Origin of the sequence: Cupriavidus sp. DL-D2 (assembly GCF_039710735.1) — a bacterium.
Taxonomy (GTDB): Bacteria; Pseudomonadota; Gammaproteobacteria; order Burkholderiales; family Burkholderiaceae; genus Cupriavidus.
Genome location: NZ_JBDKXK010000032.1, coordinates 1 through 16,261 on the forward strand (window position 1 = coordinate 1; position 16,261 = coordinate 16,261).

A 16,261-nucleotide genomic window follows, 5' to 3' on the forward strand; every position below is an offset into this window, starting at 1 on the left:
GGTGGTGGGGTTTTTGAAGGGCTGACCGTATCGCTGCCATGCGTTTGTTTTCTCCCCTCTCCCGCCTTGCGGGAGAGGGGCTGGGGGTGAGGGCCCGCGGTGCAATCACCGACACGTCGCAATGTCAACGTCATGCCCTCACCCCCAACCCCTCTCCCATTTCATGGGAGAGGGGAGCAGGACACGGAAGAGGGGCATCTCATAAAGCCGCCCCCGTCCAATACGGGTCCCTCTCGTAGTACTTGTACACCGCAGCCCCCCACTGCGGATCGGCCATCGATGGCCAACTGTCCTTGTTGAATCCCGGCGCGTCCTTGATGCGGTCGGCGGTCAGGCCGATGCGAAAGCATTTGGCGTCGGTATCCATGACCAGCGCGCTCCACGGGATGGCGTGCAACGTGTCGCCGATACCCAGGAATCCGCCTGTCGTCAGTACGGCGTAGGCCACGCGGCCGGCCTGCACGTCGATCATGATCTCCTTGATTTCGCCAACATGTTCGTCGTCGGACGAATAGACTTTCGTGCTGTCGAGGCTTGACGCGGCCATTACCTCGGGGCCGGGGCCGTCACCTATGCCGGTGCCGACGATGCCGGCGCCCTGGTCTGATGTCATCGGTTGCATGGAAGCACTCCTTGCTGATAGTGGTGGGGGAAACCGCTGTCGTGCAACCGGCATGCCCGGCTGTGCCCAGGGCTGGCAAGCAACTTGCGCGTAACGTTGCATCCATGGAAATGGCGTGTCGACGACCCGGCTCCATACCGGTTGGCGTCGGTGCTTCTACAACGCAGCGCAAGGTCGGGTGGTAATTCTTACGCCGCCTCATGACATGACACCCACGAAACCACAAGTCGCTGCGGCAGCGCACGACATCCGCAAGGGACAGGTGACCGAGAAGTGCTCGCGCGAAGTCTTTCGCAAGCGGTTCCGCGCACGCTTCGACGATCCTGCTTTTCGCACCGAAGACGCCGCCATCGATCGGCTGGAAGAGATCGCATGGCAGGCCTACTGCGATAGCCGCAAGGCGCCGATGACGACCCGGGCAGGGGCGGGTGCTGCCGATCCTGCCTACGAGATTGCGGTGGAATGGATCGACACACGCAATGCCATCGAGCGCGCGCAGCGCGAACACGATGATGCCAAGGCACCATCGCGCGTGTTGCTGATCGTGGCGGCGTCGCGCAACGACTTCACGTGTCCCGGAGAAATGTCGAAGTCGTGGCGCATGGCCCAACTGGCGCTCACACGCATGGAGGGTCTGGGCATGCAGGTCGATACGCTCGACCTCAGCCGTCTGACCTCGGAGCCGGACTTGAACATTCACCCGTGCAAGGGGTGCGTGTCCACGGCCATGCCCCTCTGCCACTGGCCGTGCAGTTGCTATCCGAACCATTCGCTGGGGCAGGTCAACGACTGGATGAACGAGATCTATCCGCGCTGGGTGGCTGCGCATGGCGTGATGATCGTGACGCCCACGTATTGGTATCAGGCTACGAGTCCGCTCAAGTTGATGATGGACCGGCTGGTCTGTGCCGATGGCGGGAATCCGGACCCCAGCAGCACGCATGGCAAGACTGTTGCGGAAGCGAAGCAACTCGAACTCGATGGATGGGACTATCCCAAGCATCTTGATGGCCGCGTATTCGGGCTCGTCGTGCATGGAGATGTGGCGGGCATCGAAGGCGTGCGCCGTTCGCTTGGTGACTGGTTGCAATGGATGGGACTGATCGAGGCCGGAGCGCCGTCGCAACTCGACCGCTATATCGGCTATTACGAACCGTATGCCACCTCGCATCGCACGCTGGATGCGGATACCCATGTGCAGCGCGAAGTCGAGAACGTGGCAGCGGCCGTGGCGCAGGCCGTCGTGCTGCGGCGTAACGGTAAGTTGCCTGAGGTAGGCGATGCGTTGAAACGGCCGCGTCCGAAGTAGGCTTTTCCTCGCGGCATGGATCTTGCGCGGGACTATCTGGGGCCCCCTGTGGCATATGGCAAGGAGCACACCATGTTTGAATTCCTGAAGAACGTTTTCGATTTTGGCGCCGACGATGGCCGTCGTGATCGAGGCGCCCAGCGGTACGACGAGAGCGACAACGACAACGATCCGCGCTATGGAGGCAATGGCTATGGCGGCAATGGCTATTTCGGCAATAGCGATAGCGGCGGCCAGTCGTACAACGGCGCACAACGGCTCTATCCCGGCGATCCCGGTTATCGTGCGCATCCCACGCGACCGGTGCATTCCTCCAGCGTAGGCGGGTGGCGCGGCATGAAGGGTTACGACCGTCCGGACGACCGTGTGCTGGGCGACGTATGCGATCGGCTTGCCGTGGAGTCCGACGTCGACGTGTCGGAGGTCACGGTCGAAGTGGCCGCTGGCGTGGTGAAGCTCGGTGGCACGGTGGAAGACCGCTATGAGCGGCGGACCATCGAGGAAATTGTAGAGTCGGTGTCAGGCGTGCGGGACATCGAGAACGGTATTCGCGTGCAGCAGCGCAGTGGTTCGGACGCAATGGACACGCCGTCGCCCGAACGTACGCTGAATCGGAGTTGATTGGGTTTTCCCCGTGGTTTTCTCCCCTCTCCCGCGTGCGGGAGAGGGGCGGGGGAGAGGGTCGGCGGTGCAAATTGCGATGCGTTAGGCACGCAGAGCCTCGGGGCCGGGCCCCCCCCCCCACGCCCCAGTGGAGGGGGGGGGGGGGGCGGGGCTCGGCGGTGCAAATTGCGATGCGTTAGGCAAGCAGAGCCTCATACCCTCTCCCCCAACCCCTCTCCCATTTCATGGGAGAGGGGAGCAAGGAATGCTTACGTCGTCAGCGTCCAATACCGTTCCGGCGCGCCGATGTCCGCTAGCTGTTCCGCGCTGAACAATGGCAACTGGCTTTCGTAGGCTTCCACCGCGCGCATCTTGATGACGTGGTGACGCGCGAGCGGAAACGTCACTGGCGTGGCAAGCAGCCCTTGTTGCAGCCAGTGCTGCAGCCGGCGCTGCACGACGCCAGGCACGCGCCGGTGGATGGCTTCCTCATAGAAAATCCACTGGAGCGGCGGCACGGGTGCCGCATCGGGCTGGCCGTCTCCACCCGAGTGCACCGCGTGCATCGCCTGCGCCATGGCGTGCATGCGCAGGCAGGCGTTGGCCACCAGCACGTGGTCGCTGTGAAACAGGCCCATCGGCACGGCAACCGTGCCGCCACGCTGCAGCGCTGCTGTCCGCGCCAGGCCACCGAGCAACTGATTCGGTGTGTAGGGCCGGCCATACTGGCCGTCGAGAAAATCGAGCCATTCAGGACGTGCGCCGAGCGTGGCCAGCCCCCGCGCATCCTCGCGCCGTCGATGCATGACAGCATGCAAGACGCTGTCGAAACCTGCCGCGCAATCCCACTCGGGTACTTCAAGCTTTGCATCGGGAATGCCGGCGAGCACCGTGACCACTACAGGGTCTGCCGCCGCCGCGATCAGGCCGCCGCAACTGAACACGGCGTCATCGAGGTGCGGGGAAATGACGGTCAATGGTCCGGGGATCTGGGGCATGCTGGCGCTCGGCTTGGTGGGAGAAACGGGAGGTCGGACGTGACTGCATCGCACGATGCATGCCAGACGTTCGTGCCGACCTGCCACCGACCGGCGTTGCAAATCCGGCGGCCGTTCTTACCGGTGCGGTGTAGAAGCGGCAACCACGCCTGCGTCGCCTTCTACGGGTAGCGCGGAGAGCATCGCCAGATGGTCGGCAAAGCCGCCGCGTGCACGACCCTCGCGCCGCGCACTGGTGGTCACTTGTGGCTGCGTGCTCCATGCGATCTGCGCGTTGATGGCGATCAGGCGCTGCACCAGCGCCACATCCTCGCTGCTCTCGTGCGGCGGAAAGCCCCCTGCGCGGGCGTAAGCGCGCGGGCAGATGCCGAGGTTGGCGCCATGAATATGCCGGTGATTCTCTTCACGACAGTAGCGCGCGGCGAACTGCGCGGGCACGTGTCCGGGCTGCTGGCTCCAATCGTTGACAGTGACGAGACCGCACACCGCGTCCGCCCGCAGGGCGAGCTGGGCGACCAGCCAGTCTGGTGCCACGCACGTGTCGGCATCGGTGAATGCGAGCCACCGGGCGTTCAGCGCCAGCAGGTGCTCGGCGCCGTGATGGCGAGCCACGCCGACATTGCGGGCCGCGATGGCCAGGCAAGCCACGCCCGTCGTGGCGTGGCGCTGCACTACGGCATGAGATGCGTCGGTGCAGTCGTCCAGCACAACCACTACCAGTACTGGCTCGCCAGACAGCCCCGGGTGGCCCGCCGCCGCACCCAGTGCGGTCAGGCATGCCGCGAGACAATCTTCCTCGTTATGCGCGGGTACCACGACGCCGATCATGGCATGTCCTCCCTGAACCGTAGCGCCTGCGGATTGCGTGACCAGACTTCGAGTACAAAGTCCGGTTCCACATGCCGCACGTGGCGATGCAGGCCCGGCTGGCGTGCCACGTCGCTGTGTACCTGCCGCGTGCCGATCTGGCGCTCGGCAAAGGGGCGCAGCCAGTGGCAGGCCACGATGGTGCCGTTCGGATTTAATGCGGCGCCCGCATGGCGCGCCGTGGCCAGCCAGTCGTCGCGCTGGAAGAAGTAGCCAATCTCGCTCAGCACGATCAGGTCGAACGAACCGGGCGGCCAGTCGGCGGGCAGCGTGGCGCGGCGCACGTTCACATGCGGATGCGCAGCCATGCGCGCCTGCGTGCGGCGCACGGCGCGCTCGGCCAGGTCGACAGCCAGCAGCGCGTCGCAACGCTTGGCGAGTTCGGCGGTCAGCCGGCCCGTGGCGCAGCCGGCCTCCAGCGCGCGTCCGTAATGCTTCTCGGGCAGGACCGCCATCAGCAGGTCGCGCTTGCGGGCTTCGTACCAGAGCGTTTCGAATCCCCACGGATCGGCCTGCTCGAACATGGCGTCGAAGTTCGTGGTCGCGTTCATAGCCGATACCTGTCAAGGGCTTCGGGCTCGGTCACGGGTTCGGCCACGGCAAGCCCTAAAGCTGCGAGGTCGCGCTCGGCGTGGCTTTGGCGCAGGAAGACCGGCAGGTCTGCATAGAGCGCGGCCAAACGGCCATTGCGGCACAACGGGCCCGCGCCAAGCACGTGGCCCGCGCGGTGCAAGACCGTTTGCGCAGCGGCCTCGACCACGGTGCGCAGGCGCATGGCAGGCACGAAGGCGTTGTCGGCAGGATGCGCGTCGATCCACGCGGCGGTTTCGCGCAGCAGTGCAGCGGCGGACTCCAGCGCGCCATCGATAGCCCCGAGATGTGCTGCAGCGTGTGGGTCTTTGCGCTGGCTGACGGTACGACGAACCGCATCGGCCAGTGGCAACACCGCGCCATACCAGCATGCCGCAATGCCCGCGCCGCCGTGCCAGAAGCCTGGGCGGTCCAGGTAGGCACGATCGCCGCCGATGCAGAGGGCAGGGCAGTTCTCCAGCAACACATCGCCGCTGCAGGTTGCCGCCATGCCCACGGCGAGCCATCCATCGGTGGTGATTGTCACGCCGGGTCCGTGCAGGTCGATCACGGCGAGCCGCGATGCGCCTTCGCTGTCATGGCACGTCAACAGCGCATGCGTCACGCCGCTGGCGCCTGAGCACCACGCCTTGCGACCATTGAGCAATACCGGCTCACCGTTGCGCATGCGGGTGGACGCAGCGAGCGCACGCGTATCGGTATCGACAGAGACTTCGCAGAGAACTTTCGCGTCGGGCGGTTCTGCAGCCCACACCGCCCAGCGCGTAGCCGAGGGCGGCGTGACATCGGCCACTTCCGCCAGAATGGCGAGGGCATCGGCATGGGCCTCGAAGAGCTTGATGCCTACGGCGCCGAACTCCGTGCCAATGGTCGCCAGTAACTGCCAGCGGGCGAGTGTGTCGCCTTTGCCGGGGAGCGGGATGCCGCTCGCATCGACGCATTGGTCGATGATGGTGTCGAGGGTTTCGCGCGGATTCATGGGGGCATCCGGGTCCAGGAAGCGTGTTGCGGATATGCCCCACGTCCGCAAGTTCCCTGCCAGCAACGTGCGCGGCGCGATTGCCGCGTCCCGCAAGGCTTGGCGGCGTATGTGGCGGATGTCATGCCGCCGCAATGCTCCCATGGCGGCACGGCAATCTTTACTGCTTTTATCCGAAATGCCCGGTGGGGCAGGGCGTCATCGGCGTACGGCGAGGGCGTGATAGTGCTGCACGCGCGATAGCGCATAGCTGGCGGCAGCGATGCGGATGGCATTGCGGTCGCCGCCGAAGCGGCGCGTTTCGCTGAACTCGATATCGTGCGGCACGGCGCCGCCCTGGCGGAACCACCACGCAAAGCACTGCGTGCCGGGAGGCGTGCCGTCGTCGGCGCCGTCATCCGCCACCCCGGTATTGGCGATGACCAGACTGGCATCGGTGTAGTCCGCCATGCCGCGCGCCATCGCCAGCGACACGGGCTCGCTGGTCAGACCGTGCCGGTCGATGGTTTCCTGCGGCACATGCAGTACGCCAGTCTTCGTATCGGGCGAGTATGTGACGATGGCGAGCCGAAGCACCGCGCCGCAGCCGGGCACTTCGGCAATGCGTGAGGCAATCAGGCCCGCCGTGCAAGACTCTGCAGTGGATAGCGTCAGCGCATTTCGCTTGAGAAAATGCGCGATCGCCTTCATGTCCGTCGCATCCTGCGGGGCCGCGTCAGAGGGAGCGATATTGGCAGCAGTCATGACAGCGACGCTCTCCAGACACGCGGCCCTTTCATCGCAGCATCACACCGGGATCTTCAATGCGTCGGGCCGATCCCACCAGCGGTGTTGCCCCACCGCATCGAGAAAATCCTGGTGCATGGCGGGGTCTTCCGTCGGGGAAATCACCACGCCCGGTCCGGCAAAGCCGCCGGCCAGGCCCACACGCCGTGCGGCTTCCGAGACCATCGCCGCGCCAGATCCGCCTGCACCCACGGGCTTGTAGTGCTTGTACGATTCGCTGATGAACAGCAGTGCGTTGGGATCGGGCTCGGCGGGCGGGCTTTTGCCATCGGGCACGTAGACCGCATCGAACAGCACCGAACCCACCGACGCCAGTGCAAAGTCCACCGGCAACGTGGCGCCGCTAGCCGTCGTGACACCCGTCGCGCGAGGGCCCACGATCTTGACGTTGGCGCGCGCCGCCGTGCCGAGCGATTGCAGGGACGCCACGGCATCATCGTCCACGCCATCATTGACCAGTACCGCGATGTTGCGGCCCGTGATATCGCCCTTGGGCTGTGAATCGAGACTCAGCGCAGGCGATGCGTCGATGCCGTAGTCGTCGATGGGCGGAGGATTTCCTACCGGTTCCACGGCGATGCCGAGGTTGTCGGCCACCCCCTGCGCGAGTTCGGGCGCGATATGTACGATCTGTCCCACCACACGTGCGCGGATGTCGGGAGAGAAGACCTTGGACAGTTCGAACGTATAGGCGTCGATGATCTGCTTCTTCTCTACATCCGACTGGCTGCGCCAGAACAGGTTGGCTTGCGAGAAGTGATCGGCAAACGTATGGGCGCGGATGCGGTTCTTTACCGCGCCATCCTCGGCGGGTGCGGGGAAGTGGTGATACGCATCGGCGTCGCCGGCGAGGAACGGACAGCCGCCGCTCACCGAGTTGGGCTGGTAGCTCTCCTTGCCCTGCACGATGGTCTGCCGCATGAAGCCGTCGCGCTGATTGTTGTGCACGGGGCAGAGCGGACGGTTGATCGGCAGCTCATGAAAGTTCGGTCCACCGAGCCGCGTGATCTGCGTGTCGATGTACGAGAACAGACGCGCGTGCAGCAGCGGATCGTTCGTGAAGTCCATGCCCGGCACGATGTGGCCGGGGTGGAAGGCTACCTGCTCGGTTTCGGCAAAGAAATTGTCGGGATTGCGGTTCAGCACCATTCGCCCGATGCGGCGCACCGGCACCAGTTCCTCGGGGATGATCTTCGTCGGGTCCTGCAGGTCGAAGCCGAATTTGAGCATCTCGGTCTCGGGCACCAGTTGCACGCCAAGATCCCACTCGAAGAACTGGCCAGCCTCGATGGCGTTCCACATGTCGCGCCGATGGAAGTCCGGGTCCTTGCCATTGATCTTCAGCGCTTCATCCCAGATCAGGGAATGTGCGCCCGCCACGGGCTTCCAGTGGTACTTCACCAACGTGGCTTCACCCTTGGCATTGATCAGCCGGAACGTATGCACGCCGAAGCCTTCCATCGTGCGGAAACTGCGGGGAATTGCGCGCCCCGACATGGTCCACAGCACCATGTGCATCGATTCCGGCTGCAGCGACACGAAATCCCAGAACGTGTCGTGCGCGGAGGCGGCCTGCGGAATCTCGTTATGCGGTTCCGCTTTCACCGAGTGGACGAAGTCCGGAAACTTGATGCCATCCTGGATGAAGAACACGGGCATGTTGTTGCCCACCAGATCGAAATTGCCCTGACGTGTGTAGAACTTCGTGGCAAAGCCGCGCACATCGCGTGCAAGATCGGCGGAACCCCGCGAGCCGGCCACGGTGGAAAAGCGCACGAAGACCGGCGTCTGCTCTCCCACGCGCGTGAAGATATCGGCCGTGGTGACGTCTTCCAGCGACTCGGTCAGCTCGAAGTAGCCGTGCGCTGCCGCACCGCGCGCATGCACCACACGCTCGGGAATCCGTTCGTGATCGAAGTGCGTAATCTTTTCACGCAGATGGAAATCTTCCAGCAGCGTCGGGCCGCGCAGGCCGAGCTTGAGCGAGTTGTCGTCCTCGGGCATTTGCAGGCCCGAATTGGTGGTCAGCGTCTTGCCTGCGTTCGAAACCAGCGTGCCGACGCTGGGCGACCCCACATGGCCCGGATTGCCGGCAAGGCGGTCTGCCACGGCCTTTTCATAGGTGCCATCGTCATTGCTGCCGGTGCCGTGCGAGGGGTTTTGCGGCTGGCCGCCGGGGGTCGTGGCGCCTTTTCCTTTGCCTGCTGACTGCTTTGCCATGGGGACTCTCCTCTGTGGGTGATATGGGTCTGGAGAGCCTGGCGCTGCAGGTTGCGTGCCATCGGCAGGAAAGGGCAGCAGGGGCGCCAGCATAGCGCGTCATCAGGCGTTGCCCCAAGCACGTTTTTCGAAGATCGGCATGCGGAAATGTTGCTTCGTCGGCGCCCCGCCACGTCATAGCATCGCTGCTCTTTCCCATGGCCGTGACCACAACAATGACATTCCATCACGCATCCCCATCCGCGCGGTCGAGCCGCCGCGCGCCGCTTGCTTCTCCGCTTGTTACCCGGCTGGCACTCGTCGCCGCCAGCGCTGCCGCAGTGGCGGGGCTGGTCGCTTGCGGCTCGGATAACAACACGCCCATCGCATCCAATGGCGGCGGCACCACGGCCACGCCAACGCCCACCACGCCGCAGAAGCGCCCCAACATCCTCTACATCATGGCCGACGATCTCGGCTATTCGGACATCAAGGCATTCGGCGGCGAGATCGATACGCCGAACCTTGACGCGCTGGTGGCATCCGGCCGCATCCTGACCAATCACCACACGGGCACCGTTTGCGCCATCACGCGATCAATGCTGATCTCCGGGACGGATCACCACCTCGTGGGGGAAGGCACCATGGGCGCGCCAAACGACGAGCGCAAGGGCTTGCCGGGCTATGAGGGCTACCTGAACGACAGCTCGCTGTCGGTGGCCCAACTGCTGAAAGACGCTGGCTATCACACGTATATGGCCGGCAAGTGGCACCTGGGCAACGGGATCGCCGGATCGGCCGCATCGCTGGGCAAAACGCCCGACCAATGGGGCTTCGAGCGCAGCTACGCGCTGCTGGGCGGTGCCGCGTCGAATCACTTCGCGCATGAGGCTGCCGGTTCGAAGAACTACACCGAGGATGGCCAGTATGTGCAGCCGGGGCAGCCCGGCCAGGCGGGCGGCACGGGTGGCTCGCCTGCCACGTTCTACTCGACGAACTTCTACACACAGAAGCTGATCCAGTACATCGATGCCAACAAGGCCGACGGCAAGCCATTCTTCGCGTACGCTGCGTACACGTCGCCGCACTGGCCGCTGCAGGTGCCGGAACCCTGGTTGAGCAAATACAAAGGCCGCTACGACGCGGGCTATGACGCCATCCGCAATGCACGGATCGCGCGCCAGAAGACGCTGGGCATCCTGCCCGCCGACTTCAATGCGTTTGGCGGCGCGCCGGAGACGCTGGCCGCATCGGCGGGCAGCGCGGCAAACGGCACGGCTGGCGCGAAGTACATCAACGCGCTGAACGGTCCCACGCAGGGCTATTCGGACTACGGCCCCGGCTACGTCAACAAGACATGGGCCAGCCTGTCTGCCGACGAGCGCAAGGTGCAGGCGCGCTACATGGAAATCTACGCGGGCATGGTCGAGAACCTCGACTACAACATCGGCCTGCTGGTACAGCACCTGAAGGACATCGGGGAGTACGACAACACCTTCATCATGTTCCAGTCGGACAACGGCGCCGAGGGCTGGCCCAACAGCACCGACCCCACCGCCTACGACACGGCCAACGCGCAGGAGCCGGCGTTCTCCGCGCTGGGCAAGGACAACGGGTTGCAATCGGTGCCCAAGCTTCAGTACGGCCTGCGCTGGGCCGAGGTCAGCGCCGCACCGTTCCGGCAGTTGAAGGGCTACATGGGCGAGGGCGGTATCTCCACGCCGATGATTGCCAAGCTGCCGGGGCAGACCGCGCAACAGCCGACGCTGAACGCCTTCACGCACGTGACCGACAATACCGCGACCTTCCTGGACGTGGCGGGCGTCGCGTTGCCGACGCAGGCCGCGCCGGCTGCCGTCAATGCTTCGACAGGCGTGGATGCCAACAAGGGCAAGGTGGTTTACAACGGCCGCAATGTGTGGCCCATCACGGGTCAGTCGCTGTTGCCGCTGCTGCGCGGCGAAGTAGCGGGCGAGGTGCGCACCACGGCGTTTGGCGAGGAATCGTATGGGCGCGCCCAGTTGCGCAGTGCCGATGGCCGCTGGAAGGCGCTGTGGACCGAGCCGCCGAGTGGTCCTGCGGACGGTCACTGGGAGCTGTTCGACCTGAAGACGGACCGGGGCGAGACCACCGACGTGTCCGCCAGCAACCAGACGGTACTCGACGCATTGGTTGCCCAGTGGAAGACGTACATGACCAGCGTGGGGGGCGTGGAACCGGCCCGTCCGCGCGGTTACTACTGACGCATCGACAGAAGCCTTGCCACGTCAGAAGCCTGCTGTCTGGAACCAGAATGGCAGGCCCGCCACAGCCATCGCCACGGCCAGCGGCATGAACTGGGCAAGCGCCACGCCCAGCCGGTTCATGCGATGGCCATGGCGAGTGGGGCGGTCTGATGTCGTGGAAGAGGGCATGGCAGGAGGCATGGCAGGGGGCAGGACGTTGAGCATGGCTGCATGATGCGGGGATCAACCTGAATGGCGCCTGAGCGGCCTGTTCAGGTACTGTTCAGGTTGCGACCCCGACAATGCGCCCCATGACGTCCCCGCACCTTTCCTTCCTTCCGCACGTATCCAGCCTGAGCCGCCTGGCTCGTACCGGCGTGCTCGTCGCCATGCTCGGCGTGGCGGGCATGGCGGGCCCGGCCCATGCGGACCCCGATGCCGACCGCGCCCGCGCCGCGCTGCGCTCCGGCGAAATCCTTCCTCTGTCCCGCATTCTCGATACGGTGGCGCGCCAGTACACCGGCGATGTGATCGATGTAAAACTCGATCGCGACGACGGCGTCTGGACCTACGAAGTCAAGCTCCTGCTGCCCACCAGCAGCGTGGCCAAGCTCGAATACGACGCCCGTGACGGCAAGCTGATCAAAGCCAAGGGCCGCGATCTCGACAGCGCCCGCAAGCCCTGACGCCATGCGCATCCTGATCGTCGAGGACGAAGCGGTGCTCGCGGAGCAACTCACGCATGCGCTGGCACAGGCCGGCTATGCCGTCGACCATGCTGCGGATGGCATCGACGCGGCGCACCTGGGCGCGGAGTACCCCTACGATGCTGTGGTGCTCGATCTCGGGCTGCCGCAGCTCGACGGCTTGTCGGTGCTCCGGCGCTGGCGGCAGGCGGGCAATACCGTTCCGGTAGTGATCCTGACCGCGCGCGATAGCTGGGTGGAGAAGGTGGAAGGTATCGACGCCGGGGCTGACGACTATCTTGCCAAGCCATTTCGCGTCGAGGAACTGCTGGCGCGTATCCGCGCCCTGATCCGCCGTTCGGCGGGCCGCGTGGCGCCGACGCTGGGTTGTGGCCCGGTGCAGCTTGTGCCCGGTACGGGGCAGGTAAGCGTGCACGGCGCGCCCGTGTCGCTGACCGCGCATGAGTTGCGCGTGCTCGATTACCTGATGCATCACCAGGGCGAGATCGTCAGCAAGACCACTCTCACCGAACACATCTACGCGCAGGATTTCGACCGCGACAGCAATACGATCGAGGTCTTCGTTGGACGCCTGCGCCGCAAGCTTGGCGTCGATGTGATCGAGACCGTGCGGGGGCTAGGGTATCGCCTGCGCGATCCGGAGGCCTCGGCGTGATACGCAAGTCGCTGGCGTGGCGTCTGCTCGCCATTGCAGCGTTGTGGATCGCCGGCACGCTCTGCACCACCGGATGGATACTCGACGCGCTGTTCGGTCGCCATGTGGATCGCACCTACATCGTGGAACTGGACCGCGACCTCGCCAGCCTGGCAGGTGCGCTGGAATGGCGTGCGGACGGCACGCTGGAACTTACGCGTCAGCCCGCGGAGCCGCGCTTCGACCTGCCCTATTCGGGCGCGTACTGGCAGGCATCTGCTGGCAACCAGACGCTGCGCTCGCGCTCGTTGTGGGACGTGGACATCCCCACGCAGGTGGAGCGTCCCGTAGGCCACGGCGATGCCGACATCCGCATCGGTCCGCGCGAACAGTCGCTGCTCGTAAAGTCGCGCAAGCTTCAACTGGCGGGCACCGATACACCCATCGACGTGACCGTGGCGCTGGACCGTACCGAACTGCGCCACGCCAAACGCTCGTTCCGGCATCTGCTGTGGCTCTCGCTCGGCGTATTGGGGGTGGGCATCCTCGGCGCGGTGTGGGCGCAGATCCGTTTCGGGCTGGCCCCGCTGTCGCGCCTGCGCGCGGCCGTGGCCGGGCTGCATGCGGGTTCCAGTTCCGAGCTGGTGGGAACATTTCCCGCCGAAGTGCAGCCGCTGGTGGACGAGATCAACGCGTTGCTGGAGCGCAACCGGCAGGCCGTGGAACGCTCGCGGCGGCAGGCCGCCGATCTGGCCCACGCGGTCAAGACGCCGCTGGCCATCCTGTCGAACAGTGCGGCGGCGTTGCCCGAACCTGCCTCGCACGGTGTGCAGCAGCAGCTCGACGCCATGCGCCAGCAGGTGGATCGCCACCTGGCGCGAGCCCGCGCAGCGGGGGCGGGCGGTGCCGCGCGAGGCACGGCCGTGCCGGTGCGGCCGGCGGTGGCGTCGCTGGCGCGCGCGCTGGAACGCCTGCATGCCGAGCGGCCGGTAAGTGTGCGCATCGATGGCGAGGCGGCGTTCTCCGGTGATCGGCAGGACCTTGTGGAGATGCTCGGCAACCTCCTCGACAACGCCTGGCAGTGGGCGCGCAGCGAGATTCGCGTGACGCTGGACGGCGATGCAGGGCGCATGCACATCCGCATCGAGGACGATGGTCCTGGCATGCCGGCCGACGCCATGCGCCACGCGGTGCAGCCCTTCGCTCGGCTCGACGAAGCCGCAGAGGGCAGCGGCCTGGGGCTGGCCATCGTGCGCGATATCTGCACGCTGTATGGTGGCGAACTTGCGCTGGGCAAGTCGTCGCTGGGCGGTCTGGCTGCCACGTTGCATCTGCCGGGTCCGTGACCTATCCCTTGTTTCTCATCAAGTTTCGAATTCCGCATTGCAGGCTAAATGCCCCGCGCCGACGCCGGCGCGATAAACCGCGCGCCACGGCGCCGGCATTCCCGTTTTCCTGCCGCGTGCAGGGTTCGACAAGGAGTGAAAAGCAATGCGGAAGTACATACTCGGTGCGCTGGCGCTCGGCGCAGCGGTGCTGGTTTCCAGTGGGTGCGGCGATACCTCGGCCGCCTCGCCTACCTACGACAGCGCACTCGACACGGCGTCGCAGGGCCAGCAGGCGGGCGCGCTCGCCACGCTCGAAGCACTGGTCAACATCGAGAGCGGCCCCGGCAACGAGACCGGCCTGCTGGCGATGGGCGATTACCTTGCAGGCCGACTCACCGCGCTCGGCGCCACCGTAACGCGCCACAAGACCGCCGATGGCAGCGCGGGCCAGAACATCGTCGGCACACTACAAGGCACTGGCACGCGCAAGATCCTGCTGATGGCGCATATGGACACGGTCTATCCGCCCGGTTTCCTGGCGAATGCGCCGTTCCGCGTGGAAGGCAACCGGGCCTATGGGCCGGGCATCGCCGACGACAAGGGCGGCATCGCGGTCATCCTGCACACGCTGACGCTGCTCAATGCGCGTGGCTTCCGGGACTACGGCACGCTGACCGTGCTGTTCAATACCGACGAGGAAACCGGCTCGTTCGGCTCGCGCGACCTGATCCAGACGTTGTCGGCCGACCATGACTACGTGCTGTCGCACGAGCCAGCCTTGGCATCCAATGAAGGCTTCGGTCTGGCCACCTCGGGCATCGCCCACGCCACGGCTACCATCCACGGCAAAGCCTCGCACGCAGGCGTGGCACCGGAAGCCGGTGTCAACGCGCTGACCGAAGCCGCCAGCCTGATCCTGCGCACGCAGGATATCGACAACAAGGATCGCGAGATCCGCTTCAACTGGACACTGGCTTCCGCGGGCTCGGCCTCGAATGCCATTCCCGCGCAGGCCACGCTGACCGCCGACATGCGCTATGGCAGGAATCAGGATCTGGATGCGATCACGTCGATGCTGAACGAGCGCGCGCAGCAGAAATTCCTGCCGGACTCGGAGATCACGATCGATGTGCTGCGGGGACGCCCGGCGTTCAATGCTTCCGACGCGGGCAGGGCGCTGGCGGCCAAGGGCCGGTCCATCTACGCCGAAGTGGGCGGGCAGATCGCCGTCTCGGAGGTCCGCACGGGCGGCGGCAGCGATGCCGCCTATGCGGCCCTGTCAGGCAAGCCCGTGCTGGAAAGCATGGGGCTGCCCGGCGTCGGCTATCACACCAACTCGGATGAGTACATCGTCATCGATGCCATCCCGCGGCGCCTCTACCTGGGCGCGCGAATGATCATGGACCTGAGTCTGGGCCGCTGAGCCGCTAGTCCGGAGACTGGCGCGGCTACCGTCGCTGCGCCAGGACGATGCCTGCTGCAATGAACACCAGTCCGGCCGCGTGATACCAGCGCGGCCAGTCGCCCAGCAGCAGCGTGGAAAGCAGGGCGGCAAACAATGGCGTCAACGTGATGAAGAAGACCGGCAACTGCGCACCGGCCCGCGCGATGGCGCGATCCCAGATGAAGTACGCCATCAGCGACGGGATGGTGGCCACATAGAGCAGGATGCCCGCGACCTTCGGGTTCCAGTGCAGCGCATGATCGAGCGTGGCCAGTTCCCACGCGGTGAACGGCAGGCTGACGATGGCTCCCACCACGATCTGCGCGAACAGCAGTACGGGCAACGGCAGGTCGGGGCGCTGCTTGCGCAGCAGCCATGTGTAGGCGCTCCACGTGACCGTGGCGGCCAGCATGAACAGGTCGCCCGCCACGAAATCGAGTTGCGCCAAGCGGCCCAGTTCGCCCCGCACCAGCACAAAGGACACGCCGACCAGACACAGCAGCGCCCCGGCAACGTGCCAGCCTTTCACACGTTCGCCAAAGAACAATGCGCCGATGATCAGCAAAAACAGCGGCGTGGACGCGCCAATCAGTGTGACGTTGATCGGCGTGGAGGTGGTCAGCGCCAGATACTGGAACGCGTTGTAGCTGGCAATCGACAGCGCACCCATGGCGCAGAGCACCCCCGCATGCTGCCGGAGCGCGGCACGGTGTGTCACCACGCCGCGCCATGCATACGGCGCCAGCAGCAGCCCGGCCAGTACCCATCGCACAAAATTCAACGTGATGGGCGGAATGGTGCCAGCGGCGAGGCGTCCGACGATGGCATTGCCAGCCCAGGCCAGCGGCGGGAATGTCAGCAGGAACAACGTGGTGAGGTCGATGCGGCGGCGGGTGGTGCTGGGCATGACAGCAGGGGAGGGAAGGAGGTTCGGCATTATCCGCGATTGTGGGGATGTGCGTGTCGTAA

Annotated in this window: 16 protein-coding genes; 7 read left to right on the top strand and 9 right to left on the bottom strand. The window is 65.3% G+C overall.

What is annotated here, in order from left to right; all coding sequences use genetic code 11:
- Positions 1 to 199: 199 nt before the first annotated feature.
- Positions 200 to 622 (bottom strand): PRC-barrel domain-containing protein, encoded by a 423-nt coding sequence (locus tag ABDB81_RS17910; protein ID WP_346812565.1) that lies wholly within the window; start codon positions 620 to 622, stop codon positions 200 to 202.
- A 205-nt stretch (positions 623 to 827) separates the two neighbouring features.
- Here ABDB81_RS17910 and ABDB81_RS17915 point away from each other — a divergent pair, with 205 nt between their 5' ends.
- Positions 828 to 1,931 (top strand): flavodoxin family protein, encoded by a 1,104-nt coding sequence (locus ABDB81_RS17915; RefSeq protein ID WP_346812567.1) that lies wholly within the window; start codon positions 828 to 830, stop codon positions 1,929 to 1,931.
- 72 nt (positions 1,932 to 2,003) lie between these two features.
- Positions 2,004 to 2,552, top strand: a complete 549-nt coding sequence (locus ABDB81_RS17920) for a BON domain-containing protein (protein WP_346812569.1) — start codon at positions 2,004 to 2,006, stop codon at positions 2,550 to 2,552.
- Positions 2,553 to 2,803: 251 nt separating this feature from the next.
- Here the strand turns inward: ABDB81_RS17920 and ABDB81_RS17925 are convergent, their stop codons facing one another.
- From ABDB81_RS17925 to ABDB81_RS17950, 6 genes are all read right to left on the bottom strand, one after another.
- Positions 2,804 to 3,532 (bottom strand): PIG-L family deacetylase, encoded by a 729-nt coding sequence (locus ABDB81_RS17925; RefSeq protein ID WP_346812571.1) that lies wholly within the window; start codon positions 3,530 to 3,532, stop codon positions 2,804 to 2,806.
- Positions 3,533 to 3,649: 117 nt separating this feature from the next.
- Positions 3,650 to 4,360, bottom strand: a complete 711-nt coding sequence (locus tag ABDB81_RS17930; protein ID WP_160473907.1) for a glycosyltransferase — start codon at positions 4,358 to 4,360, stop codon at positions 3,650 to 3,652.
- Positions 4,357 to 4,950 (bottom strand): class I SAM-dependent methyltransferase, encoded by a 594-nt coding sequence (locus tag ABDB81_RS17935; protein ID WP_346812574.1) that lies wholly within the window; start codon positions 4,948 to 4,950, stop codon positions 4,357 to 4,359. Before ABDB81_RS17935 ends, ABDB81_RS17930 begins: the two co-directional genes overlap by 4 nt.
- On the bottom strand, positions 4,947 to 5,969 hold the full coding sequence (locus ABDB81_RS17940; RefSeq protein WP_346812577.1) for an acyl-CoA dehydrogenase family protein: 1,023 nt from the start codon (positions 5,967 to 5,969) through the stop codon (positions 4,947 to 4,949). The genes ABDB81_RS17935 and ABDB81_RS17940 overlap by 4 nt, the downstream gene beginning before the upstream one ends.
- A gap of 198 nt (positions 5,970 to 6,167) precedes the next feature.
- The gene (locus tag ABDB81_RS17945; RefSeq protein WP_346812579.1) at positions 6,168 to 6,713 is read right to left on the bottom strand and encodes a CinA family protein; all 546 of its coding nucleotides are present in this window, start codon (positions 6,711 to 6,713) and stop codon (positions 6,168 to 6,170) included.
- Between the two features lie 42 nt (positions 6,714 to 6,755).
- Positions 6,756 to 8,975, bottom strand: coding sequence for a catalase (locus tag ABDB81_RS17950; protein WP_346812581.1), 2,220 nt, complete (start codon positions 8,973 to 8,975; stop codon positions 6,756 to 6,758).
- 215 nt (positions 8,976 to 9,190) lie between these two features.
- Here ABDB81_RS17950 and ABDB81_RS17955 point away from each other — a divergent pair, with 215 nt between their 5' ends.
- Positions 9,191 to 11,197 (top strand): arylsulfatase, encoded by a 2,007-nt coding sequence (locus ABDB81_RS17955; RefSeq protein ID WP_346812584.1) that lies wholly within the window; start codon positions 9,191 to 9,193, stop codon positions 11,195 to 11,197.
- 24 nt (positions 11,198 to 11,221) lie between these two features.
- Here the strand turns inward: ABDB81_RS17955 and ABDB81_RS17960 are convergent, their stop codons facing one another.
- Positions 11,222 to 11,404: a hypothetical protein gene (locus ABDB81_RS17960; RefSeq protein WP_137927454.1), complete on the bottom strand. Its 183-nt coding sequence runs from the start codon at positions 11,402 to 11,404 to the stop codon at positions 11,222 to 11,224.
- A gap of 86 nt (positions 11,405 to 11,490) precedes the next feature.
- On the opposite strand from ABDB81_RS17960, the gene ABDB81_RS17965 reads away from it, so the two are divergent.
- From ABDB81_RS17965 to ABDB81_RS17980, 4 genes are all read left to right on the top strand, one after another.
- A complete protein-coding gene (locus ABDB81_RS17965; RefSeq protein WP_137927455.1) occupies positions 11,491 to 11,865 on the top strand; it encodes a PepSY domain-containing protein in 375 nt (124 codons plus the stop codon).
- 4 nt (positions 11,866 to 11,869) lie between these two features.
- The gene (locus tag ABDB81_RS17970; RefSeq protein ID WP_137927456.1) at positions 11,870 to 12,541 is read left to right on the top strand and encodes a response regulator transcription factor; all 672 of its coding nucleotides are present in this window, start codon (positions 11,870 to 11,872) and stop codon (positions 12,539 to 12,541) included.
- On the top strand, positions 12,538 to 13,866 hold the full coding sequence (locus ABDB81_RS17975; protein ID WP_137927457.1) for a HAMP domain-containing sensor histidine kinase: 1,329 nt from the start codon (positions 12,538 to 12,540) through the stop codon (positions 13,864 to 13,866). The genes ABDB81_RS17970 and ABDB81_RS17975 overlap by 4 nt, the downstream gene beginning before the upstream one ends.
- Positions 13,867 to 14,011: 145 nt before the next feature.
- Positions 14,012 to 15,271, top strand: coding sequence for a glutamate carboxypeptidase (locus ABDB81_RS17980; RefSeq protein ID WP_346812593.1), 1,260 nt, complete (start codon positions 14,012 to 14,014; stop codon positions 15,269 to 15,271).
- A gap of 25 nt (positions 15,272 to 15,296) precedes the next feature.
- Here the strand turns inward: ABDB81_RS17980 and ABDB81_RS17985 are convergent, their stop codons facing one another.
- The gene (locus ABDB81_RS17985) at positions 15,297 to 16,199 is read right to left on the bottom strand and encodes a DMT family transporter (protein WP_137927459.1); all 903 of its coding nucleotides are present in this window, start codon (positions 16,197 to 16,199) and stop codon (positions 15,297 to 15,299) included.
- Between the last annotated feature and the right edge of the window lie 62 nt (positions 16,200 to 16,261).

Bases quoted from the DNA above. Each gene is read 5' to 3' on its own strand.
- ABDB81_RS17910 (WP_346812565.1), bottom strand. From the start codon at position 622: ATGCAACCGATGACATCAGACCAGGGCGCCGGCATCGTCGGCACCGGC.
- ABDB81_RS17915 (WP_346812567.1), top strand. From the start codon at position 828: ATGACACCCACGAAACCACAAGTCGCTGCGGCAGCGCACGACATCCGC.
- ABDB81_RS17920 (WP_346812569.1), top strand. From the start codon at position 2,004: ATGTTTGAATTCCTGAAGAACGTTTTCGATTTTGGCGCCGACGATGGC.
- ABDB81_RS17925 (WP_346812571.1), bottom strand. From the start codon at position 3,532: ATGCCCCAGATCCCCGGACCATTGACCGTCATTTCCCCGCACCTCGAT.
- ABDB81_RS17930 (WP_160473907.1), bottom strand. From the start codon at position 4,360: ATGATCGGCGTCGTGGTACCCGCGCATAACGAGGAAGATTGTCTCGCG.
- ABDB81_RS17935 (WP_346812574.1), bottom strand. From the start codon at position 4,950: ATGAACGCGACCACGAACTTCGACGCCATGTTCGAGCAGGCCGATCCG.
- ABDB81_RS17940 (WP_346812577.1), bottom strand. From the start codon at position 5,969: ATGAATCCGCGCGAAACCCTCGACACCATCATCGACCAATGCGTCGAT.
- ABDB81_RS17945 (WP_346812579.1), bottom strand. From the start codon at position 6,713: ATGACTGCTGCCAATATCGCTCCCTCTGACGCGGCCCCGCAGGATGCG.
- ABDB81_RS17950 (WP_346812581.1), bottom strand. From the start codon at position 8,975: ATGGCAAAGCAGTCAGCAGGCAAAGGAAAAGGCGCCACGACCCCCGGC.
- ABDB81_RS17955 (WP_346812584.1), top strand. From the start codon at position 9,191: ATGACATTCCATCACGCATCCCCATCCGCGCGGTCGAGCCGCCGCGCG.
- ABDB81_RS17960 (WP_137927454.1), bottom strand. From the start codon at position 11,404: ATGCTCAACGTCCTGCCCCCTGCCATGCCTCCTGCCATGCCCTCTTCC.
- ABDB81_RS17965 (WP_137927455.1), top strand. From the start codon at position 11,491: ATGACGTCCCCGCACCTTTCCTTCCTTCCGCACGTATCCAGCCTGAGC.
- ABDB81_RS17970 (WP_137927456.1), top strand. From the start codon at position 11,870: ATGCGCATCCTGATCGTCGAGGACGAAGCGGTGCTCGCGGAGCAACTC.
- ABDB81_RS17980 (WP_346812593.1), top strand. From the start codon at position 14,012: ATGCGGAAGTACATACTCGGTGCGCTGGCGCTCGGCGCAGCGGTGCTG.
- ABDB81_RS17985 (WP_137927459.1), bottom strand. From the start codon at position 16,199: ATGCCCAGCACCACCCGCCGCCGCATCGACCTCACCACGTTGTTCCTG.